A 22,421-nucleotide genomic window follows, 5' to 3' on the forward strand; every position below is an offset into this window, starting at 1 on the left:
GCGGAGGCGGATTTGCCCCGGGCCGGGGGCGGTATGTCACAGTGGGCCGTCCCGGTCGGCCGGGCGCGCGTATGCGCAGCCGCTGCCGGGCTCCCCCTGTACCCAGATGGACGGATTCCGGTCACGCGCGTGCGCGTGCCCGGACTGTTCGCCTCCCCCTTTACTTCTCAGAGAGCGATGCAGGCAACGACTCTTCTCCCCCGGACCGCAGACCTGTTCTCCCAGGGCCTGGAGCGGCAGGCCGGCTCCGCGCTGCTGCGCTTCGGTGCCGCGCGGCAGCGCCCGGCCGGCCGGATCAGCTGGTCGGGCCAGGGCGCCGCCGCCTGGCTCGACGATGCCCGCGGGCATCTGTGGTGCGTCGGCGAACCGGATCCCGCCGCCGGGCTCGTGCTGCGCGCCGCGCAGGGCCGGCCCGAGCAGGTGCGGGAGTTCACCGGGCCGCGCGGCACCGTCGGCCAGGTCCGGCGGCATCTGCCGGTGACCGACGTCGTGGAGTGGGTCTTCCGCTGGACGCTGGAGGCACCGCCCCTGCACCCGGTGGAGGAGCGCGTGATCGTCCTCGACACGTCCCACCACGGGGAATTGCTCGACTTCCTCAACGAGCACAGCCCGGCCCACTCCACCGGACCCGGCTCCAGCGACGTCACCCTGTGGGCCGGGATCCGCGGCACGGACGGGCAGTTGGTGGCCTGTGGCGCGCTGAGCAGCCTGCGGGACAGCGGCGCTCCGCTGATGGCGTCGGTCGCGACGGACGCCCGCCAGCGCGGTCAGGGGCTCGGTGCGGCCCTGACCTCGTGGCTGACGCGGTACGCCGTACGCCGGCACGGCTTCTGCACGCTGTGGCAGCTCGCGGACAACACTCCCGCCGAACGGCTCTACGACCGCCTCGGCTACCGCAACGAGGACCCCTGCGTGTCGGCGCGTCTCGCCAGGCGCTGACCGGCGGTGCGACGACGGCGATGACGACGCGATGACGACGCGATGACGAAGGGCCTGCCCGCAGCCGGACGGCTGCGGGCAGGCCCCTCGGGTGTCCCGGACGGGCTACTTCTTGAAGCCGTAGTCCATCAGCTTCTTCGCGTCCGCGGTGCGGTTGGCCACCGAGGAGGAGGCCAGGACCGTGCCGATGACCGTCTTGCCGCCCCGGGTGGCGGCGAAGACCAGGCAGTACTTGGCCTCCGGACCCGAGCCGGTCTTGACGCCGATGGTGCCCGAGTAGCTGCCGAGCAGGGCGTTGGTGTTCTCCCACGACATGTAGCGGTATCCGCCGCTCTTCGTCGTGACCTTCTGCTTGGTCGACTTCGTCTTCACGACCGTACGGAAGGTGGAGTACTTCATCGCGCTGCCGGCGAGCTTGGTCAGGTCGCGCGGGGTCGAGTAGTTCGCGCCCTTCCCGATGCCGTCGAACGAGTCGAAGTGCGTGTTCTTCAGGCCGAGGGACTTGGCGGTGGAGTTCATCTTGCCGATGAACGACTTCACGCGCGCGGCCCGGGTGGAGCCGCTGCCGAACTTGTCGGCGAGCGCGTACGCCGCGTCGCAGCCGGACGGGAGCATCAGCCCGTACAGCAGCTGGCGGACGGTGACCTTGTCGCCGACGATCAGCTTGGCCGAGGAGGCCCAGTTGTTGTCGACGATGTAGTCGCTGTACGCCTTCTGGACCGTGACCTTGGAATCCAGGTTGAGGTTCGCCTGCGCAAGCACCACCCGTGCCGTCATGATCTTGGTGGTGGAGCCGGTGGACCTACGGGTGTCCGCGGCCTTGGTGAAGAGGGTCTTCCCCGTGCCGTTGTTCATCACGAAGCCGCCCTGGGCGACGATCGAGGGGGTCTTGAGCGTGGCGGCCTGTGCCGGAGCGGTGACCGCCCCGGCCGTCAGGACGGCTCCCGCGGTGACGACAACCGCGGATGCGCGACGAATGCCCCTTTTGCGGATTTTGCCGATTTTCAAAATGTATACTCCAAATGCCCCTGAAGTGCGGCCACATGGGAATGCCGCTTGCACATGAGACGCACGAGACCGGTGAATGGATGTGCGCCGTCAGGCGGCAACTTCATCTCTTTCGCCGTCGATCCACAAGTCCCGGCCGGGCAGCCGGAAGGCATCACTCCGGCCGGGGGCCCGGCACCCGCCCGTACAGGGCCGCGCCGCAGTCACCGGCCGCGTGGTCCGCCACCTGCCCGGAGCGTCCGCACCCTTTGCAGCACCTCGTCCGCGCAGCCCCATGCCACGGTCACCCCCGCGCCCCCGTGCCCGTAGTTGTGGACGCACGGCGCACCGCCGGGCAGCCGCTCCACCGCCAGCCGCACCGCCGGGCGGGCCGGCCGCAGCCCCACCTTGTGCGCCAGGACGCGGGCCCCCGCCAGCTCCGGGAAGCGCCGCGCACCGCGCGCCACGATCGCCTCCGCCACCGCCGGATCGGGCTCCCGCGACCAGGCGTTCTCCCGCGCCGTCCCGCCCAGCACCACGCCGTACGGCTGCGGCAGCACATAGGTGGTCTCCGCCGCACCTGCGCCGGCGGACACGTACCACTCCTCGATACCGGGGTTCTCCACGATCACCACCTGCCCCTGGACCGGATGGACGTCCGGATCGGGGACGAGCTCGCGCGCGCCCAGTCCCGAGCAGTTCACGACGACGTCCGCGGCCCGGCCGGCCTCCGACAGCGACGTGACCTCGCGCCGCTCCACGGTCCCGCCCGCGGCCGTCAACCGCTGCTCCAGGTAACGGAGGTGGGCCGGCATGTCCACCAGGGGAGTCCGGGCCCGCCACCCCGCCGCGGACCCCGCGGGGAGCTCCTCCGCGCCCGCCCGGCGCAACCCCGGCACCGCGTCGTACCAGGCGGCCAGATCACTGTCTGCGCCGTCGCCCGGCTCCTGCCCTGCGCCCAGGCCGCCGGTCGTCGCCTCCGCCATCGTGCCCGTCACCATCCGGGCGCCCGTCTCCTCCGGACGCCGGGCGAGTGCGGCGAGCACCTGGAAGGACCGTACGGACCACTGCACCGCCCGGTCGTAAGGCTGGATGCGGTAAGGCCAGCACAGCCCACCGGCCACCGCCGATGTCGTGTCGCCCGCCGCGTCCCGGCTCACCACCCGCACCCGGTGCCCGTCCTCCGCCAGCGCGACCGCCGTCGTCAGCCCGATCACGCCGCCGCCGACCACGCACATGTCCACGTCACCTGTGTCGATCGTCATGGCGGGACGCTAACGGGTGGGACGGGGGTTGACGAGGGCGGGACGGGTGGCGGGAAGAGGGGTGGGGAAGCGGCGGGCGGAAAAGGGGAGGACGCGGGGGGCGCGGCGGCCTAGCATGAGGCGGCCGTGCCCGGACCGGGGACGGCTTCGAGGAAAGAGCCGGACCGATGGACGGTCCGGACGACGAGGGCCGGGCGCGCCGCCAAGCGCCGCACACGATGCAGAGACTGCCGCAGACCTTCACTGCCACCACGAGGTTCCGGAGGGCCGCCTCCGCCGGGCGATGAGCGGCCGTGCGCGACGCACGGGGGCCGCTCCCGTTCCGCAGGCCGCGCCCGCCATCCGTACGCGCACCCGTGGCGAACTCCGCCGCTCCCGGCGGCCGCGTGCCCACTCGTGCTGGGACCACCTCTACGCCGCCCCGCTGTGGCCGCTGCACGGCGCCAACCTCGGCACCCTGCTGCGCACCTGTGACGCGGTCGGCGCCTGTCTGACCGTGCCGCGGTTCCCCTGGGTGCCCGAGGCGCTGGAGCGTGGCAATACGCTCCGCAGACCCGCCTGTGTGCACTGGACCGGTGATCCGCTGGGCTGGCTGGAGCGGCAGCGCGAGCGGGGGCTGCGGGTGGTGGGGGCGGAACTCGCCGACGAGGCGGTACGCCTGGCGGATCTGCCGGCGGCGCGGGAGCCGACGGTGCTCGTCCTGGGGCATGAGCAGCACGGGATTCCGCCCGAGGCGCTGGACCTGCTGGACGAGGTGGTGGAGATCCCGATGGTCGGGACCGGCGCCAGCCTCAATGTGGCGGTGGCGGGGTCGCTGGTGTTGTACCGGCTCGCGGGGCTGCTGTGAGCGGGTGCCGGGTGCCGGGTGCCGGGTGCCGGGTGCCGGGTGTCGGGAGGCGGGTGCGTAGGCATGGCATACGGGCCGGAGCCGTCTCCCCGCCATGCGTTCGTGATCTTGAGGTAACCCCGTGGCAGCGGTGCGGACCATCCCGGACCTTAGGCTGGTAGCAGCACCGTTGGCCGATGCCGCCCCTCGGATCCGCTTTCCGCCGTCCGTATGCCGTTGTCTGAGGAGGCCCATGCTCCGCCCGCCGCGCGCCGTCCCCGCCTGGCTGGCCCACCCGTTCCGCTGGCAGCGGCTGCCCGTGCCCTGGGCGGCCGTGGCCCGCGGTGCGCTGTGCGCCGGGCCGCTGCTGGGCGCGGGCATCGCGACCGGCCACCCGGCGGCCGGTGTCCTGACCGGTCTCGGCTCGATGCTGGCGGGGGTCAACGACCGCCCCGGCACCCGGCGTACCGGCATCGTCCATATCGGTCTGCCCGCCCTCGCGACGGCGCTCGGCATGCTGATCGGCGCCACGCTCCAGGCGGCCGACGCGGACTGGTGGATCGTTCCGGCACTGTTCGCCGTCGGCTTCGTCTCCGGCGCGGGCAGCGTGGCCGGGCCGGTGCGCTCCAACGCCGGGATGCAGATGCTGGCCGCCACCATCCTGGGTGCCGGGATGCCGCTGCCCGGGGCGCCGTGGGAGAAGGCCCTCTATGTCCTCGCCGGCTGCCTGTGGCTGCTCCTGCTCCGGCTCGTACTGCGCTCGCCGCGCCCCGCGGGCGGTGCGCTCAGCGGTGAGCGAGCGGCGGTCGCCACGGTCTTCGACGCGCTCGCCGACGCCCTGGGCGCGGCGGGCGGGCCCGGTGCCGAGCCCGCCAGGCGCCGGCTGACCGCCGCGCTCGACCGCGCCGACGAGGCCCTGCGGCTGCGCCGGCTCACCAGCCGGCTGCTGCACCGTCCCGCCCGTACGGAAGAACTCCTGCTCACCGAGCGGTTCGCCGCGGCCACCGCACTGTGCGAGGCCAGCGTGGCGCTGCTGTGGGAGGCCCGCCCGCTGCCGTCCCGCGTGGCGGAGAGCCCGCGCCGGTTCGCCGAAGCCCTGCGCACCGGGCGGCCCCCGGGCCGGCTCTCCGCCCCGGAGACGAGTACGGCCGCGCGCGGCGCCGTCGACCAGGCGTTGCTGGACGCCGTGGTCGCGTTCGCCCGCCAGGAGCCGCTGCCCGGGGCGCAGGAGCTGTTGGCACCGGCCTCGTCCGGCCGCCCGGCCTGGCCGGCCGTTCCCGGGTCCGTGGTCCGTGGGGTGCTCGCTGCCCTCGGCGGGCGGACGCGGCGCGGGCGCAGCCTGTTCGGGCCCGCCGGACGGGACTACGGCCTGCGGGTCGCCGTCTGCATCGCGGCCAGCGCCGCCGTGGCCCTGCTGCTGCGCCCGGAACACTGGTACTGGCTCCCGGCGACCACCACCTTCCTCGTCAAGCCGGACCTGGGCCCGCTCTTCTCCCGTACGGTCAACCGCTTCGCGGGCACCGTCGCCGGCGTGCTGGTCTTCGCCGGGGCGGGCCTGCTGCTGACGGGTTCGTGGTGGCCCGCGCTGGTGGCGGGCGCGGGCGGCGCGCTGCTGCCGTTCGCCACGCGCCACTTCGCGCTCCAGACCGTCGCGATCACCCTCATGGTGCTCTCGTTCGTGCACGTCAGCGGCGACCCGGGGGCTGCCGCCGAGCGGATCGTCGACACCTCCATCGCCTGCGGCATCGTGCTCATCGTCGGGCATCTGCCACGGCTCGCCGACCCGCGCCGCAGGGTCGGCCATCGGGTCACCTCGGCGCTGCGCAGCACCGAGGACTTCCTCCGGCACGTCCTGGAGCCGGAACCCGGTACGGACCCCACCCGGCGGCTGGCGCTGCGCCGCGCCGCCTACCGGGCGCTGGGGGAGGCCAGGGCGGCAGCGGAGACCGCCGCCGCCGAACTCCTCGCCGCCCGCGACCGCAACCCCGACTGGCTGACCGTCGTCACCGCGGCCGAACGCATCGTGGATGCCGCGACCGCCTGCGCGGTACGCCTGGACCACGGCGCCCACCGGCCGAGCGTGTCCGAGGCCGAGCGGCTGTGCCAGGCACTGTCCGCGATGGCCGACGCCCTGGAGGACCCGGTCCGCGAGCCCGACGCCGGCCTGCCGGGCCCCGATCTGCTGCCGGTTCCGGACTGCGCCACGCTCACGGACGTCGCGACGGAGCTGGAGCGCATCCGTGGCTATGCGGGGGCGTCCTGAGCCGAGGGTGCGCCGTGCCGCACCGTCCGGCGCCGCGCTCCGTGGGCCCCACCCGCGAGGACGAGTGCGAGTGCCGTCAGCAGGGCGCTCACCCACAGCGGCGAGCGGAAGCCGAGCCCGGCTGTGAGCGCCGCGCCGCCGCACCACGGGCCGATCGCCGCGCCCACGTTGAGCGCCGCCGTGGCGAACCCGCCGCCCAGGGTCGGCGCCCCGGTCGCCGCGTAGAGCACCTGTGAGACGAGGGTGGATCCGACGCCGAACGACAGGGCTCCCTGGACGAAGACCAGCACCAGGGCGGCCACCGGGTTCTGGGCGGTGAGCGCGAGGACGGTCCAGCCGAGGAGCAGGGCCGCTCCGCCGGCCACCAGGAGGGGGACCGGACGAGTATCGGCGAGGCGGCCGCCGACCCCGACCCCGACGAACGAACCCAGGCCGAACAGGGCCAGCACGGCGGGCACCCAACCGGCCCCGATGCCGGTGACATCGGTGACCAGCGGCGCGAGATAGGTGAAGGTACAGAATGTCGCCCCGTTCACCAGGGCGCCCAGCAGCAGGGTCACCACGAGCCGGGGGCTGCGCAGGGCGCGCAGCTCTCCGCGTGTGCCGGGGCCGGCGTCGGGGCCGGGGCCGGCGTCGGCGGACTGCCCGGCACGGTCGGCCGGTACGGACCGCAGGATCCCGGGAACGGCAGGCAGCGACATCAGCGCCACCGCCCAGAAGGCCGAACGCCAGCCCCACAGTTCACCGAGCAGCGCACCGGCGGGCACACCCGCGACACACGCCATGGTGGTGCCGCCGAGCAGGACGGACGTGGCACGTCCCTTGGCGTCGGGCGCGACCATGGCGGTCGCGGTCGCCAGGGCCACCGCCAGAAACCCGGCGTTGGCGAGCGCCGCGACGATCCGGGTGGCCAGCAGCACCCCGTAGTGGGTGGTGACCGCTCCGAGGACATGGACGAGCAGGAACGCGACCAGGAAGGCCAACAGCGCGCGCCGCCGTGACCAGCGCATGCTCAGCATCGCCAGCAGCGGCGCGCCGATCACCATTCCCACGGCGAAGGCCGAGGTCAGCGAGCCGGCGGCCGAGACCGAAACATGCAGATCACGGGCGATGTCCGGGAGGAGACCGGACAGCATGAACTCGGAGGTGCCTTGGGCGAACACCGCGAGTCCGAGCAGAGGGAGAACGAATGGCACAGCACAACTCCGCAACCACAGGGGAACCGTAAAGGTGCGGCGGCAGGCACAGCGGTACCCATGACGAGGCGGAGAGAAGAACCGTCCGGCCGGGCACGCGCGGCCACCGCGCGAGACGACCTGGGGCATCGCCGGGGCGACGCGGACAACAGGTCGGAAACTGGCCCGTACTACGGCGATCCGGTGGCAGGGAGGGCACGGCCGAGCGGGGGCGCGGCAACGAGGCGGCGCCGGCGCGCGACGGGGTGCAAAGCCACCGGACGACCGGTGGCTAGCGTCTTGACGCCTCGGGGCTGGACATACGGGCAGGGTAGGCGAGCCGTGCGGACCCCGTCCAAGGAATTCGGCGACGGTGGAGTGGGGCGAGCGGAGTCGGACCAGCGGAGTGGGACCAGCCGCCCGACGGCGGCTGCGTACCCGGAAGTCACGACGGCAGTTGCGGACGACGTGCGGCGCAGGCCGAGCCGGGCGTGTCCCCGGTCGGCCTGCGCCGCATCGATCACTTCAGCGGCAGCGGGGTCCCGCCCGCCGCCGCCCGCCGTCGCCGTGGTCCGTCAGCGGCCGCCGCGCTCCTTGCCCAGCAGTCCGGCCCGCCGCAGGGCGTCCGCCATCGCGTCGTTGGCCGGTCCGGCGTCGCGGCGGCCCTGGCGGTCACCGCCGCGCTGCCCGCCGCCGCCCTGCCGCTGCCGCGGCGCACCGACCCGGCCGCCCTCACGCGGTCCCCGGCTGCCGCCACCGCCGCCACCCGTGCCGCTCCGGCGCTCGCCGCCACCCGTGCCGCCCCGGCGCTCGCCGCCGCCCGTCGCCGTGGCCTTGCCGTGCTCGTCGTCCAGTCGCAGCGTCAGCGAGATCCGCTTGCGCGGAATGTCGACATCGAGCACCTTGACCCGCACGATGTCGCCCGGCTTCACCACGTCCCGGGGGTCCTTGACGAAGGTCTTCGACATCGCCGAGACGTGTACCAGACCGTCCTGATGGACACCCACGTCCACGAACGCCCCGAAGGCGGCGACATTGGTCACCACGCCCTCCAGGAGCATCCCCGGCTCCAGATCGCCGATCTTCTCCACGCCCTCCTTGAAGGTCGCGGTCTTGAACACCGGACGCGGGTCGCGGCCCGGCTTCTCCAGCTCCTGGAGGATGTCGCTCACCGTCGGCAGACCGAAGGAGTCGTCGACGAAGTCCGCGGCCTTCAGCGTGCGCAGCACCGCCGTGTTGCCGATCAGCGAACCGACCTCGGTGTCCGCGGACTTCACCATCCGGCGCACCACCGGGTACGCCTCCGGGTGCACGCTGGAGGCGTCCAGCGGGTCGTCACCGCCCCGGATCCGCAGGAAGCCCGCGCACTGCTCGTACGCCTTCGGGCCTAGCCGCGCCACGTCCTTGAGTGCCTTGCGGGAGCGGAACGGGCCGTTGCCGTCCCGGTGCGCCACGATGTTCTCCGCGAGGCCGGAGCCGATGCCCGACACCCGCGAAAGCAGCGGCGCGGACGCGGTGTTGACGTCCACACCGACACCGTTCACACAGTCCTCGACCACCGCGTCCAGCGAGCGCGACAGCTTCACCTCGGACAGGTCGTGCTGGTACTGCCCGACGCCGATCGACTTCGGGTCGATCTTGACCAGCTCGGCCAGCGGGTCCTGGAGCCGGCGGGCGATGGACACTGCGCCGCGCAGCGAGACATCCAGCTCGGGCAGCTCCTGCGAGGCGAACGCGGAGGCGGAGTACACCGAGGCGCCGGCCTCGGAGACCATCACCTTCGTGAGCTTCAGCTCCGGCTGGGCGGCGATCAGATCGGCCGCCAGCTTGTCGGTCTCGCGGGAGGCGGTGCCGTTGCCGATCGCGACCAGCTCGACGTCGTGCTCGCGGGCCAGCTTCGCCAGCGTGGCCAGTGAGGCGTCCCACTTCTGCTGCGGTACATGGGGGTAGATGGTCTCCGTGGCGGCCACCTTGCCGGTCGCGTCCACCACGGCGACCTTCACTCCCGTACGGAAGCCGGGGTCCAGGCCCATCGTGGCGCGCGTACCGGCGGGCGCCGCCAGCAGCAGATCGCGCAGGTTCGAAGCGAAGACCCGCACCGCCTCGTCCTCGGCGGCCTGCCGCAGCCGCAGCCGCAGATCGATACCGAGGTGCACCTGCACCCGGGTGCGCCATGCCCACCGGACCGTGTCCTGGAGCCACTTGTCGCCGGGCCGGCCCCGGTCGGCGATGCCGAAGCGGTGCGCGATGGACCGCTCGTACGAGCTGGGGCCCTCGGTGGCGGCCGACGGGTCCTCCGGCTCCAGGGCGAGATCGAGGACCTCCTCCTTCTCGCCGCGGAACATCGCCAGCACCCGGTGCGAGGGCAGTTCGGTGAACGGCTCGGCGAAGTCGAAGTAGTCGGCGAACTTCGCGCCGGCCTCCTCCTTGCCCTCGCGCACCTTCGCCGCGACCCGCCCGCGCGACCACATGCGTTCGCGCAGCTCGCCGATCAGGTCGGCGTCCTCGCCGAACCGCTCGGTCAGGATGGCCCGCGCGCCCTCCAGGGCCGCGGCCGGATCGGCGACGCCCTTGTCGGCGTCCACGAACGCCGCGGCGGCCGCGGACGGATCCACCGACGGATCGCTCAGCAGCCCGTCGGCGAGCGGCTCCAGCCCCGCCTCCCGCGCGATCTGCGCCTTGGTGCGCCGCTTGGGCTTGAACGGGAGGTAGATGTCCTCCAGCCGCGCCTTGGACTCGGCGCCGCGGATCTGCGCCTCCAAGGCCGCGTCCAGCTTGCCCTGGGACCGTACGGACTCCAGGATCGCGGTCCGCCGCTCCTCCAGTTCCCGCAGATAGCGCAGCCGTTCCTCGAGCGAGCGCAGCTGCGCATCGTCGAGCATCTCGGTGGCTTCCTTGCGGTAGCGCGCGATGAACGGGACGGTCGAGCCGCCGTCGATCAGTTCGACCGCGGCCTTCACCTGCCGCTCCTTGACGCCGAGTTCCCCGGCGATCCTCGCTTCGATGGTCCCGAGGGCCCCGATGGACTCAGTGGATGCCGTCACGTTGATCCTGCCCCGCCTTCCAGCGCTTGCTTGAGCCTGCATTGTGCCGGGTGGCGGGCCGGACTGTCGCGCCGCCCAGCCGCCCGGGGTGTCCGCGAAGTCCCCGCGTCCGCCCGGAGGCCGAAAAGGGGCATCGCGGCCGCCCGGCTCCGGGGTGCGGGGACGGCGCGTCCGCACCCCGGAGCCCTGAGGCCTGCGGGCCCCTACTTGCCGAACAGCACCGCGGGAAACGCCCCGGCGTCCATGGCGGTGGTGGTGAAGCCGGTCGCCAGCTCGGTGAGCCGGGCCACGCCCTCGGCGCCCACATGCTCGTACGGGGCCCGGTCCAGCCGGTCGGTCTTGCGCTCCAGCTCCTTGCGCAGCAGGACTCCGGCCTCGGTCAACTCGCCCTCGGCGTCCAGGAGCCCACGGGACCGCAGCCGCTCCTGCGCGTCCTGCCAGTCCTCCTCCGACCAGCCGCGGGTCGCCATGACGCCCTTGTGGCTCATCCCGCGGCCGCTGGCGGTGTGGGTGACCAGCGCCTCCAGGCCGTCCAGTTCGGCGTCCAGCAGCGCTATCAGGTGGCCGTCGCCACGGTGTTCGCGCAGCAGCGTCGCGGCATGCCAGTAGGCCAGGTGCGGGGCGTCCGGGACCGGCAGGTCGGCGTGCGCGGCGTACAGCGGCCGGGCCCGGCGGGTGCAGGCCTCGGCGGCACGCAGCGCCAGCTTCGCCGCCTCCGCCATCTCCGGGGACTCGAGGGCCTCCGCGCCGAGCAGCCGGCGCAGCGTGGCGTCCGCGGCGCGCAGCCGGGCGTCCAGCACGTCCTGCGGCGTGGTGACGGTCCAGACCTGCGGGACGTGCTGGGCGACGAGCTCGTGCTTGAAGTTGTAGAAGGTGGCCGTGATGGTGCCGGGGCCCACGGCACCCATGGCCGCGCCCCGGCAGGCGAAGTAGCCGGCGCTGCGGTTCTCGATGCCGAGCCCGGCCATCTCCGCGGGCAGCTCCGGCGCGAAGTAGTGCGTGGAGTGGAAGGGGTTGATGACGTTGTGGCAGGTACGCCCGGCCTGCTCGGGCAGTGCGCTGGAAGAGGTCATACAGGCAGGGTACCGACCCGTCGGTATGGAGGTGGTTCCAGGGGCCCGGACGGGCGGCCGTACGGAGCTGGCGGCGCGATGGCAGGAAAGGTGGGTTTTCCGTCATTGCCGCCATCGGTGCTGCTGACCAGGATGGACGGTATGGAACAGCGCGATGTGCTCGTCGTTCTCTTCGACGGTGTGCAGGCCCTCGACGTCTGCGGACCGGTCGACGTCTTCAACGGGGCGTCCCAAGGGGTACCGGGCGCCTACCGGATCCGCACCGCCAGTCTCGACGGTGCCCCGGTCCGCACCACCAGCGGACTGACGCTCGTCCCCGACCTCACGCTCGACGCCGTCGGGGCTCCGCACACCCTGCTGGTGCCCGGCGGTCAGGGCACCCGTACCCCCGACCCCCGGCTGATCGACTGGCTGCGCCGCAACGCGCACCGCGCCCGGCGGAAGGTCTCGGTGTGCAGCGGAGCGCTGCTGCTGGCCGAGGCCGGGCTGCTGGACGGCCGCCGCGCGACGACCCACTGGATGCTCTGCGGCACCCTCGCCGAGCGGTTCCCCGCGGTGCACGTGGAACCCGAGCCGATCTACGTACGGGACGGCGACCTGGCCACCTCCGCGGGCGTGACGGCCGGTATCGACCTCGCGCTGGCCCTGGTGGAGGAGGACCTCGGCCGGAACCTCGCGCTGACCATCGCCCGGCATCTGGTCGTCTTTCTGCGGCGTCCGGGCAACCAGACCCAGTTCAGCGCCCAGCTCGCCGCGCAGACCGCACAGCGCAGGCCGCTGCGCGACGTACAGCAGTGGATCACCGAGAACCCGGCGGCGGACCTCTCCGTCGACGCCCTCGCGGAGCGCGCGAGCCTCTCCCCGCGGCACTTCGCCCGCGCGTTCCGTGACGAGGTGGGCATGACACCGGGGCGCTATGTCGACCGGGTACGCCTGGAGGCCGCCCGCCGGCACCTGGAGGACACCGTCGACGGCATCGAGCAGGTGGCGCGCCGCTGCGGCTACGGCACCCCCGAGGCGATGCGCCGCGCCTTCCTCCGCGCGCTGGGCGCCTCCCCGGCCGAATACCGCCGCCGCTTCCAGCCGGCCCGGCCGCCTGTGCCCACAACCTGAACCACGCCGGCCGCCACGACCCACCAGGCCGCCACGACCCCACTACGCCGGTACCGCTCACCCGCCGTGCCGGCACCACACCCGACCGACAGGAACCGGTATGCAGCTCGCGATCCTCCTCTACGACCGCTTCACCACGCTGGACGCCGTCGGCCCCTACGACACCCTCAGCCGGCTGCCAGGGGCGGAGCCGGTATTCGTCGGCGAGCGCACCGGCCCGTACCGCAACGAGCTCGGCTCGCTCGCGCTGGTCGCCGACGCCACCCTGGGCGAGGTCACCGCACCGGACATCCTCGTCGTGCCCGGCGGCCCCGGGCAGATCGCACACATGGCGGACGGTCCCGTCCAGGAATGGGTCCGCGCCGTGGACGCCGCCACCACCTGGACCACCTCGGTGTGCACCGGCTCGCTGATCCTGGGCGCCGCGGGCCTCCTCAAGGGGCGCCGGGCGACCTCCCACTGGCTCGCGCTGGACCAGCTCCCCGCGCTGGGGGCCGAGCCGACCGGGGAGCGGGTGGTCTTCGACGGCAAGTACGTCACGGCGGCGGGTGTCTCGTCCGGCATCGACATGGGGCTGGCCCTGGCCGGCCGGATCGCCGGGGACACCGTGGCCCAGGCGATCCAGCTCGGCATCGAATACGACCCGCAGCCGCCTTACGACGCGGGCTCCCCGGACAAGGCGCCGGCCGAGGTCACCGCGTTGCTGCGGGAGCGCAGCCGGTTCCTGCTGGAAGGGGAGGAGTGAGGAGCCGGCCCACGGGCTCCTGACAGGCCCCTGCTGTCAGCCCGTCGGCCAGGTGAAGCGCGGGGCCCGGCGCTCCAGGAAGGCGGCGGCACCCTCCGCGGTGTCGCCGCTCGCACGTGCCTGCGCGGCCCAGTGGGCGCCGCGCTCCTCGGCCTCGGCCGGCGGTACGTCCCAGGTCCCGTTGGCCAGCTCCTTCGCCGCGGTCTGCGTCAGCAGCGACCGGCTCGCCAGTACGGCCGAGAACTCCGTCACCCGCTTGTCCAGCTCGCCCTCGCCCAGCACCTCGTCCACCAGGCCCGTACGCAGCGCCCGCGCACAGTCGATCAACTCACCGGAGAACAGCAGGTACTTGGCGGCGGAAAGCCCCACCAGCCGCACCAGCCGCCGGGTGGCGGACGCCGGATAGACGACCGCCAGCTTGGCAGGCGTCACCCCGAACAGTGCGCCCTCCTCCGCGAACCGCAGATCGCAGGCGGCCGCCAACTGGGCGCCGCCGCCCACGCAGTAGCCGCGTATCGCCGCCAGCGTCGGCCCGGGGAACGCCGCCAGCGCCTCCTCGGCCGCCACCGCCAGGCCCTGCGACTCACCCGCCGCCTCCCGCAGCGATCCGATGTCCGCACCCGCGCAGAAGGTCCCGCCCTCGCCGGTCAGCACCAGCGACCGGACGGAACGGTCGGCCGCCAGCCGCTCCAGCAGCGGCGGCAGATCCCGCCACATCTGCACGGTCATCGCGTTCCGCTTGCCGGTATTGCTGATGGTGACGGTGGCGGTGCCGTCGCTGACATGCGTCTTCAGACCGGGTTCCATGCTCCGGATATTAGAGCGACCGCGACGGAGCGGGCCGGATACGATCGGCGGCCTGATGTCAGCAACTCTCGTCGCCAAAGACCTCGCCGCCGGCCACGGCGAGCGCGTCCTGTTCTCCGGTCTCGATCTGGTCGTCGCCCCCGGCGACGTGGTCGGCCTCGTCGGCGCCAACGGTGCGGGCAAGTCCACGCTGCTGCGCCTGCTGGCCGGCCTGGACACCCCGGAGGACGGCAAGCTCTCGCTCAGCCCGCCCACCGCCACCGTCGGCCACCTCCCGCAGGAGCCCGACCGCCGCCCGGACGAGACCGTACGGGCCTTCTTCGCCCGCCGTACGGGCGTGACCGACGCCCAGCTCGCCCTGGACACCGCCACCCAGGCGCTGGTCGACGAGCGGCCCGGCGCGGACGACGCCTACGCCACGGCGCTGGAGCGCTGGCTCGCGCTGGGCGCGGCCGACCTGGACGAGCGCGCCGAGGAGACCGCCGAGCAGCTCGGCCTGTCCATCGGCCTCGACCAGCCGATGACGACGCTCTCCGGCGGTCAGGCTGCCCGTGCCTCGCTCGCCTCGCTGCTGCTCTCCCGTTACGACATCTTCCTGCTGGACGAGCCCACCAACGACCTCGATCTGGACGGCCTGCACCGTCTGGAGTCCTTCGTCACGGGGCTGCGCGCCGGCACCGTCCTGGTCAGCCACGACCGCGAGTTCCTGACCCGCACGGTCACCCGCGTCGTCGAACTCGACCTCGCCCAGCAGCAGGTCAACACCTACGGCGGCGGCTACACCTCCTACCTGGAGGAGCGCGAGCGGGCCCGGCGTCATGCGCGCGAGCAGTACGAGGAGTACGCCGACACCAAGGCCGGCCTGGAGACCCGGGCACACACCCAGCGCAACTGGATGGAGAAGGGCGTCAAGAACGCCCGCCGCAAGGCTCCCGACAACGACAAGATCGGCCGCAAGGCCCGCGTGGAGGCCACCGAGAAGCAGGCCGCCAAGGCCAAGCAGACCCAGCGCCTGATCGAGCGGCTCGATGTCGTCGAGGAACCGCGCAAGGAGTGGGAGCTGAGGATGGAGATCGCCGCCGCGCCACGGGCCGGCGCGGTCGTGGCCACCCTGCGCGGCGCCGGGGTCCGGCGCGGCGACTTCCGCTTCGGCCCGGTGGACCTCCAGATCGACTGGGCGGACCGGGTCGCCATCACGGGCCCCAACGGCTCCGGCAAGTCGACCCTGCTCGCCGCCCTCCTCGGCCGGCTCCCGCTGGAGACGGGGCACGCAGCCCTGGGCCCCGGCGTGGTCGTCGGCGAGGTCGACCAGGCGCGCGGCCGGCTCTTCGGCGCACACGGCCTGGGCGACGAACCGCTGATGGACGCCTTCCGGGCCTGCGTCCCCGAGCTGCCGCCCGCCGATGTGCGCACCCTGCTGGCGAAGTTCGGGCTGAAGGCGGCGCATGTAATGCGCCCGGCGCGCACGCTGTCGCCGGGGGAGCGGACCCGTGCCGCGCTGGCCCTCCTCCAGGGCCGCGGGGTCAACCTCCTCGTCCTGGACGAGCCGACCAACCACCTCGATCTGCCGGCCATCGAACAGCTGGAGTCCGCGCTCGCCTCGTACCCGGGCACCCTGCTGCTGGTGACGCACGACCGCCGGATGCTCGAAGCGGTGCACACCACCCGCCGTATCGAGGTCGACGGCGGACGGATCACCGACCGGACGGTGTGAGAACGCCGCGGGAGCGCTGCGCGGGCGCGGTGGGAGCGTGGACGGACCGCCGCCCGGCCGCCCGCGCTCACCGGGGCCGGCGGGCCCGCGGCACCCGTGATGATTATCGATTTGGTCCTGAGGCGGCCGGCCCGTAGTGTGGTGTTCACCGACGCGGGGTGGAGCAGCTCGGTAGCTCGCTGGGCTCATAACCCAGAGGTCGCAGGTTCAAATCCTGTCCCCGCTACTGAAGACAGCGCAGCAGGCCCGGTGCCCAGGCACCGGGCCTTTGTGCTGCGGTCCCGCGAGACCCGCTGCGATGGCGAGGATCGCGCGGCAGCCCTGGCGGGTGAGTCCGCAAACAACCGATGAAGCGAGCAGGCCCGGTCGCCGGTTCGGTCGAACCGTTCGGAATCGGTCATAAAGCGTCGATAGGCGCTGACTTGTGTTCAGCTGGCCGGTCCGGACCAACGCATTCTCAACACTCTTCCTGTGAGGATGCCTTCAGGACCCCCTGCAGAACCCCCCGAAGAGCTGACCTCCCCGCTCGCGTACGAAGGTGTCTGGCGGTTCACCGCCCCGGCACTGGAGGCCTCGGTGCCGCAGGCACGCCACGCGGTCCGGGATCTGCTCGACGAACAGCGTGTGCCCGTGGCCGCCGAGATCATGGACGGCCTGTTGCTCATCGTCTCCGAACTCGTCACCAACGCCGTCCGGCACGCCGCCCTGCTCTCGCCCCAGATCGCCGTCCAGGTCACCATCGGGGCGAACTGGCTACGCGTCGCGGTCGAGGACAACCACCCCTACCGCCCCAAGGCACTGGAGGCGGAGCAGGGTGATGTCGGCGGCCGCGGCCTGTGGCTCGTCAAGACGCTCACCGCGGAGGCGGGCGGCAAATGCGACGTCGAGAACACGAGGAACGGCGGCAAGGCCATCTGGGCCGAGCTGCCGCTCACCCCGCTCGCTACCAGCCCGCCGCCTGTCCTGTGAGCTCGCGCACCGCCGGACGTGCCGCGTCCAGCACGGTCATGAACCACGCGGAGAACGGCGCCTCGGCATGCCGCTCGGCCAGCTCCTGCGGCGTCACGAACGCGATCTCGCCGATCTCCTCGGGGTCGGGTGCCGGCTCGGCCCGCACCAGTCCGACGAACAGGTGGTTGTACTCCTGCTCCACAAGGCCGGAGGCCGGGTCGGGATGGTTGTAACGCACGGTGCCCGCCTCCGCCAGCAGGGCGGGCGCCAGGCCCAGCTCCTCGGAGGTCCGCCGGGCCGCGGCCACGAACGGCGCCTCACCGGGATACGGGTGACCGCAGCAGGTGTTGGACCACACACCGGGGGAGTGGTACTTCCCCAGTGCCCGGCGCTGGAGCAACAGCCGCCCCTTCTCGTCGAAGAGGAAGACGGAGAACGCCCGGTGCAGCTGCCCGGGAGGCTGGTGGGCCGCGAGCTTCTCCGCGGTGCCGATCGTCGTGCCGTCCTCGTCGACCAGCTCCAGCATGATCGGTTCGGCGGCGCCGCCCGGTGTGCTCACCGCCGGGTCCGCGGCGGTCTGTCCGTTGGCAGGTGTGATCGGCATGCCCATCCTTGTCGTCGGTCTTCGACGCCAAGTCTGCCCTAGCCGGGTCCGCATCACCGGCAGAGTGGGTGCGCGGCGCCACATGCCCGCGCGCCGGCCGGGGAGTGCGCCCGGCCGTGAGATGGTCCACATCCGCTGCCGCGCTCCTGGGGCGGAGGACGTGTCCGGTGACGGCACCGGCCGGACCGCGCTCGCCCGCGGACCGGAATGGCACGCACCACACCTGCCCCGGCACAACCCGCCCGCCCTGTGACCAGCCCTCTCATAACCGGCACCGGAGGGAACACCAGGTCCGCAGGCCAGTTGTTCATGCACCACCTGATCCACCATGATGATCGCGGCAGGCGCAGCCGGCGGTCACTCGATCGTGCGGTGAATGCGCGGTGAACGGCCGCATCCGGCGATCCGATAGCCTCTGCCGACGTGCCACCCCAGCCCTCCGGGCGCCAGGTGTGCCACGCCCGCTGCCCGGGTAGTTCGTATCGAATGCGGAACCGACTGCGAACCGGCCCGTGCTGCCTTGTCAGCATCCAAGGAGTGAGTTCGTCTGTCGACCGCCATCCTCACCGGTCCGCCGGTCGCCGGGTCGCCGCTCGAAGCCGACCTGCGCACGCTGGGCTTTGACGTCCGCACGGCGAACGATGCCGCCTCCGCCGCCGAGCTGCTCGCCGCGGTGCCCGCGCAGGAGCGGGTCGCCGTCGTCGACCCCCGCTTCGTCGGCCATCTGCATGCCCTGCGGCTCGCGCTGACCGACCCCCGCTTCCCCGCCGCGGCCGTGCCGGGCGCGCTCACCGCGCAGCCCGGGGCCCGCGCCGCGCTGGCTCGCGCGTTCGGCAGGATCCCGGTCGGCGCCGGCACCGCCCACCTCACGGATGTCCTCACCGACACCCTCACCGAGTCCCTCGACCGCGAGGAGACCGGTCTGCACCGCGTCGAGCTGGGCAGCCTGGTCGCCACCGTCGCGCTCACCCCGGCACAGCGCGAGGACGCCCGGGAGGCCGTCGCCGCCGTCGACGACGAGGCCGTACGGCTGCGCACCGCCGTGAAGTCCCGCGACGGGTTCTTCACGACGTACTGCATCAGCCCGTACTCCCGCTACCTCGCCCGCTGGTGCGCGCGCCGCGGGCTCACCCCCAACCAGGTCACCACCGCGTCGCTGCTCACCGCGCTGATCGCGGCCGGCTGCGCGGCCACCGGAACCCGCGGCGGCTTCATCGCCGCCGGCCTCCTGCTGCTGTTCTCCTTCGTCCTGGACTGCACCGACGGGCAGCTCGCCCGCTACTCCCTCCAGTACTCGACGATGGGCGCCTGGCTCGACGCCACCTTCGACCGGGCCAAGGAGTACGCGTACTACGCGGGCCTGGCCCTGGGCGCGGCCCGCGGCGGCGATGACGTCTGGGCGCTGGCGCTCGGCGCGATGGTGCTCCAGACCTGCCGCCATGTCGTCGACTTCTCGTTCAACGAGGCGAACCACGACGCCAGCGCCAACACCAGTCCCACCGCCGCGCTCTCCGACAAGCTCGACAGCGTCGGCTGGACGGTCTGGGTGCGCCGCATGATCGTGCTGCCGATCGGCGAACGCTGGGCCATGATTGCGGTACTCACCGCGTGCACCACTCCGCGCATCGTCTTCTACGCCCTGCTCATCGGCTGCGCACTGGCCGCCTGCTACACCACGGCAGGACGGGTGCTGCGTTCGCTGACCCGCCGGGCCCGGCGCACCGACCGCGCCGCCCGGGCGCTGGCCGACCTCGCGGACTCCGGGCCGCTCGCCGAGCTGATCGCGGGCCGGGCCCGCGGCCGCGGCCGCACCGGTTCCTTCCTGGCGCCCGTCATGGCATTTCTCTCAGCCGCCGTGCTGCTGGTCTGGGTGATTTTCCAGGACGACCCCACGTCCTGGCTCACCGTCGGCGTCGCCGTCTGCTCCGCGCTGCTGGCCGGCGCGGCCGTGGCCCGGCCGCTCAAGGGCGCCCTCGACTGGCTGGTGCCGCCCTTCTTCCGGGCCGGCGAGTACGTCACCATCCTGGTGCTGGCCGCCCGTACGGACGTCCCCGGAGCGCTGCCCGCGGCGTACGGGCTGGTCGCGGCGGTCGCCTACCATCACTACGACACGGTCTACCGCATCCGCGGTGGCACCGGAGCCCCTCCGCGGTGGCTGGTCCGGGCGACCGGCGGACATGAGGGACGGATCCTCCTGATCACCGTCCTCGCCGCCGCGCTGTCCCCCTCAGGTTTCACAATCGCGCTGACGGCCCTTGCTGTGGTCCTGGCGCTGCTGGTGCTCATCGAGAGCATCCGCTTCTGGGTGTCCTCCCAAGCACCCGCCGTACACGATGAAGGAGAACCCGCATGATCGGCCTCGTGCTGGCTGCCGGCGCCGGACGGCGTCTGCGCCCCTACACCGACACCCTGCCCAAGGCTCTGGTGCCGGTCGACGGGGACACGACCATTCTCGACCTGACCCTCGGCAACTTCGCCGAGATCGGCCTGACCGAGGTCGCGATCATTGTCGGCTACCGCAAGGAAGCCGTCTACGAGCGCAAGGAGGCCCTGGAGCAGAAGTACGGCCTCAAGCTCACCCTCATCGACAACGACAAGGCCGAGGAGTGGAACAACGCCTACTCCCTGTGGTGCGGCCGTGACTCGATCAAGCACACCGTGATCCTCGCCAACGGCGACACCGTGCACCCGGTCTCCGTCGAGAAGACCCTGCTCGCCGCCCGCGGCGACGGCAAGAAGATCATCCTCGCGCTGGACACCGTCAAGCAGCTCGCCGACGAGGAGATGAAGGTCGTCGTGGACCCCGCCAAGGGCGTCCAGAAGATCACGAAGCTGATGGACCCGGCCGAGGCGACCGGTGAGTACATCGGCGTCACCCTCATCGAGGGCGAGGCCGCCGAGGAGCTGGCCGACGCCCTGAAGACCACCTTCGAGCGGGACCCCGACCTCTACTACGAGGACGGCTACCAGGAGCTCGTCAACCGCGGCTTCAAGGTGGACGTGGCACCGATCGGCGACGTCAAGTGGGTCGAGATCGACAACCATGACGACCTGGCGAAGGGCCGTGACATCGCATGCCAGTACTGACCCGCCTCATCCCGTCCCCGGTCGTCGTCGACATCAACGCCGGCGCCCTGGACGACCTGGCGGGCCTGCTGGCCGATCAGCGCATCTCCGCGTCGGGCAAGCTCGCCATCGCGATCAGCGGCGGCTCGGGGGCACGGCTGCGTGAGCGGCTGTCCCCCGCGCTGCCCGGCGCCGAGTGGTACGAGGTCGGCGGCGGCACCCTGGACGAAGCGATCAAGCTGGCCGACGCCATGAAGAAGGGGCACTACGACGCGGTCGTGGGCCTCGGCGGCGGCAAGATCATCGACTGCGCCAAGTTCGCCGCCGCGCGGATCGGTCTGCCGCTGGTCGCCGTGGCGACGAACCTGTCGCACGACGGCCTGTGCTCGCCGGTCGCCACCCTCGACAACGACGCGGGCCGCGGCTCCTACGGTGTGCCGAACCCGATCGCCGTGGTGATCGACCTCGACATCATCCGTGAGGCCCCGGTCCGGTTCGTCCGCTCCGGCATCGGCGACGCGATCTCCAACATCTCCGCGGTCCGGGACTGGGAGCTCTCGCACCGGGAGACCGGCGAGGCGATCGACGGACTGGCCGCCGCCATGGCACGCCAGGCCGGCGAGGCCGTGCTCCGCCACCCCGGCGGGGTCGGCGACGACGCCTTCCTCCAGGTGCTGGCCGAGGGTCTGGTCCTGACCGGCATCTCGATGTCGGTGGCCGGCGACAGCCGTCCGGCGTCCGGCGCCTGCCACGAGATCAACCACGCGCTCGACATCCTCTACCCCAAGCGTGCGGCGAGCCACGGCGAACAGTGCGGCCTCGCCGCGGCGTTCGCCACGCATCTGCGCGGGGACAAGGAGACCCGTGACCTGATGGTCGAGGTGCTGCGCAGGCACGGCCTGCCGGTCACGCCGGGTGAGATCGGCTTCACCGACGAGGAATTCGTCCAGGCCGTCGAGTACGCACCCAAGACCCGCCCGGGGCGCTACACCATCCTGGAGCACCTCGACCTGTCCACCGACCAGATCAGGGACGCTTACGCCGACTATGCACAAGCCATCGGTAGCTGAGCTCCGCCCGGTCGTTCACCCTCCGGGTGTGAAGGACCGGCGGAGCGGCGAGCACTGGGCCGGCCGGCTCTACATGCGCGAGCTCTCCTTGCGCATCGACCGGCACCTGGTGAACACGAAGGTCACGCCCAACCAGCTGACCTACCTGATGACCGTTTTCGGCGTCCTCGCCGCCCCGGCCCTGCTGGTGCCGGGGATCGCGGGCGCCGTCCTCGGCGTGCTGATGGTCCAGCTGTACCTGCTGCTCGACTGCGTCGACGGCGAGGTCGCCCGCTGGAAGAAGCAGTTCTCGCTCGGCGGGGTGTACCTGGACCGGGTCGGCGCCTACCTGTGCGACGCCGCGGTGCTGGTCGGCTTCGGCCTGCGCGCCGCCGACCTGTGGGGCTCCGGGCGGATCGACTGGCTGTGGGCCTTCCTCGGCACGCTCGCCGCCCTCGGCGCGATCCTGATCAAGGCCGAGACCGACCTCGTCGGTGTCGCCCGCCACCAGGGCGGGCTGCCGCCGGTCAAGGAGGCGGCGTCCGAGCCGCGCTCGTCCGGGATGGCGCTGGCCCGCAAGGCCGCCGCGGCGCTGAAGTTCCACCGGCTCGTCCTCGGGGTCGAGGCGTCCCTGCTGATCCTGGCCCTCGCGGTCCTGGACACCATCAGGGGCGACCTGTTCTTCTCGCGCCTCGGCGTCGCCGTGCTCGCCGGCATCGCGATCGTCCAGACGCTGCTCCACCTCGTGTCCATCCTCGCCTCCAGCAGGCTCAAGTGACGGGGGCCGGTGTGGGTAAGAG

General features: G+C 72.6%; 18 protein-coding genes and 1 tRNA gene. 12 read left to right on the forward strand and 7 right to left on the reverse strand.

Annotation, left to right across the window (positions count from 1 at the left end):
• The first annotated feature begins 177 nt into the window (after positions 1 to 177).
• The gene (locus tag K7C20_RS30865) at positions 178 to 939 is read left to right on the forward strand and encodes a GNAT family N-acetyltransferase (protein ID WP_053210317.1); all 762 of its coding nucleotides are present in this window, start codon (positions 178 to 180) and stop codon (positions 937 to 939) included.
• 105 nt (positions 940 to 1,044) lie between these two features.
• Here K7C20_RS30865 and K7C20_RS30870 read toward each other — a convergent pair whose 3' ends face one another.
• A complete protein-coding gene (locus K7C20_RS30870) occupies positions 1,045 to 1,947 on the reverse strand; it encodes a D-alanyl-D-alanine carboxypeptidase family protein (protein ID WP_245171816.1) in 903 nt (300 codons plus the stop codon).
• A gap of 203 nt (positions 1,948 to 2,150) precedes the next feature.
• Complete coding sequence (locus tag K7C20_RS30875; RefSeq protein WP_048829110.1) at positions 2,151 to 3,191, reverse strand: NAD(P)/FAD-dependent oxidoreductase; 1,041 nt, start codon at positions 3,189 to 3,191, stop codon at positions 2,151 to 2,153.
• A gap of 283 nt (positions 3,192 to 3,474) precedes the next feature.
• Here K7C20_RS30875 and K7C20_RS30880 point away from each other — a divergent pair, with 283 nt between their 5' ends.
• The gene (locus K7C20_RS30880) at positions 3,475 to 4,038 is read left to right on the forward strand and encodes a TrmH family RNA methyltransferase (protein ID WP_048829109.1); all 564 of its coding nucleotides are present in this window, start codon (positions 3,475 to 3,477) and stop codon (positions 4,036 to 4,038) included.
• Between the two features lie 232 nt (positions 4,039 to 4,270).
• Positions 4,271 to 6,280 (forward strand): FUSC family protein, encoded by a 2,010-nt coding sequence (locus K7C20_RS30885; RefSeq protein WP_053210318.1) that lies wholly within the window; start codon positions 4,271 to 4,273, stop codon positions 6,278 to 6,280.
• Here the strand turns inward: K7C20_RS30885 and K7C20_RS30890 are convergent.
• The 3 genes from K7C20_RS30890 to K7C20_RS30900 form a co-directional block, all read right to left on the reverse strand.
• On the reverse strand, positions 6,262 to 7,476 hold the full coding sequence (locus K7C20_RS30890) for a Cmx/CmrA family chloramphenicol efflux MFS transporter (RefSeq protein WP_053210319.1): 1,215 nt from the start codon (positions 7,474 to 7,476) through the stop codon (positions 6,262 to 6,264). The genes K7C20_RS30885 and K7C20_RS30890 overlap by 19 nt on opposite strands.
• A 554-nt stretch (positions 7,477 to 8,030) precedes the next feature.
• Positions 8,031 to 10,499, reverse strand: a complete 2,469-nt coding sequence (locus tag K7C20_RS30895) for a Tex family protein (protein ID WP_053210320.1) — start codon at positions 10,497 to 10,499, stop codon at positions 8,031 to 8,033.
• A 203-nt stretch (positions 10,500 to 10,702) separates the two neighbouring features.
• Positions 10,703 to 11,572 carry an SCO6745 family protein gene (locus K7C20_RS30900; protein ID WP_030078967.1) on the reverse strand — a complete coding sequence of 290 codons (870 nt, stop codon included), beginning with the start codon at positions 11,570 to 11,572 and terminating at the stop codon, positions 10,703 to 10,705.
• A 141-nt stretch (positions 11,573 to 11,713) separates the two neighbouring features.
• On the opposite strand from K7C20_RS30900, the gene K7C20_RS30905 reads away from it, so the two are divergent.
• On the forward strand, positions 11,714 to 12,685 hold the full coding sequence (locus tag K7C20_RS30905; RefSeq protein WP_053210324.1) for a GlxA family transcriptional regulator: 972 nt from the start codon (positions 11,714 to 11,716) through the stop codon (positions 12,683 to 12,685).
• A gap of 100 nt (positions 12,686 to 12,785) precedes the next feature.
• A complete protein-coding gene (locus tag K7C20_RS30910) occupies positions 12,786 to 13,430 on the forward strand; it encodes a DJ-1/PfpI family protein (protein ID WP_030078963.1) in 645 nt (214 codons plus the stop codon).
• A 36-nt stretch (positions 13,431 to 13,466) separates the two neighbouring features.
• On the opposite strand, the gene K7C20_RS30915 is transcribed toward K7C20_RS30910, so the two are convergent.
• Positions 13,467 to 14,237, reverse strand: coding sequence for an enoyl-CoA hydratase/isomerase family protein (locus K7C20_RS30915; protein ID WP_053210321.1), 771 nt, complete (start codon positions 14,235 to 14,237; stop codon positions 13,467 to 13,469).
• Positions 14,238 to 14,292: 55 nt separating this feature from the next.
• Between K7C20_RS30915 and K7C20_RS30920 the strand changes: the two genes are divergently transcribed.
• The 3 genes from K7C20_RS30920 (at position 14,293) to K7C20_RS30930 (ending at position 16,920) form a co-directional block, all read left to right on the forward strand.
• Complete coding sequence (locus K7C20_RS30920) at positions 14,293 to 15,951, forward strand: ABC-F family ATP-binding cassette domain-containing protein (RefSeq protein ID WP_030078959.1); 1,659 nt, start codon at positions 14,293 to 14,295, stop codon at positions 15,949 to 15,951.
• A gap of 152 nt (positions 15,952 to 16,103) precedes the next feature.
• Positions 16,104 to 16,177 (forward strand) — tRNA-Met (locus K7C20_RS30925).
• Positions 16,178 to 16,428: 251 nt separating this feature from the next.
• On the forward strand, positions 16,429 to 16,920 hold the full coding sequence (locus K7C20_RS30930; RefSeq protein WP_030078957.1) for an ATP-binding protein: 492 nt from the start codon (positions 16,429 to 16,431) through the stop codon (positions 16,918 to 16,920).
• Here the strand turns inward: K7C20_RS30930 and idi are convergent.
• A complete protein-coding gene (idi, locus tag K7C20_RS30935; RefSeq protein ID WP_030078955.1) occupies positions 16,895 to 17,506 on the reverse strand; it encodes an isopentenyl-diphosphate Delta-isomerase in 612 nt (203 codons plus the stop codon). The genes K7C20_RS30930 and idi overlap by 26 nt on opposite strands.
• 547 nt (positions 17,507 to 18,053) lie before the next feature.
• Between idi and K7C20_RS30940 the strand changes: the two genes are divergently transcribed.
• From K7C20_RS30940 to K7C20_RS30955, 4 genes are read left to right on the forward strand one after another with little or no spacing between them, the layout of a single operon-like run.
• A complete protein-coding gene (locus K7C20_RS30940) occupies positions 18,054 to 19,859 on the forward strand; it encodes a DUF5941 domain-containing protein (RefSeq protein ID WP_030078951.1) in 1,806 nt (601 codons plus the stop codon).
• The gene (locus tag K7C20_RS30945; RefSeq protein ID WP_030078949.1) at positions 19,856 to 20,593 is read left to right on the forward strand and encodes a phosphocholine cytidylyltransferase family protein; all 738 of its coding nucleotides are present in this window, start codon (positions 19,856 to 19,858) and stop codon (positions 20,591 to 20,593) included. The genes K7C20_RS30940 and K7C20_RS30945 overlap by 4 nt, the downstream gene beginning before the upstream one ends.
• Entirely contained in the window at positions 20,581 to 21,642 is a 1,062-nt protein-coding gene (locus K7C20_RS30950; protein ID WP_030078947.1) for an iron-containing alcohol dehydrogenase family protein, read from the forward strand. The genes K7C20_RS30945 and K7C20_RS30950 overlap by 13 nt, the downstream gene beginning before the upstream one ends.
• Positions 21,620 to 22,399: a CDP-alcohol phosphatidyltransferase family protein gene (locus K7C20_RS30955; protein WP_078889347.1), complete on the forward strand. Its 780-nt coding sequence runs from the start codon at positions 21,620 to 21,622 to the stop codon at positions 22,397 to 22,399. The genes K7C20_RS30950 and K7C20_RS30955 overlap by 23 nt, the downstream gene beginning before the upstream one ends.
• Positions 22,400 to 22,421: the final 22 nt, after the last annotated feature.

This window comes from Streptomyces decoyicus (assembly GCF_019880305.1).
GTDB lineage: Bacteria > Actinomycetota > Actinomycetes > Streptomycetales > Streptomycetaceae > Streptomyces > Streptomyces decoyicus.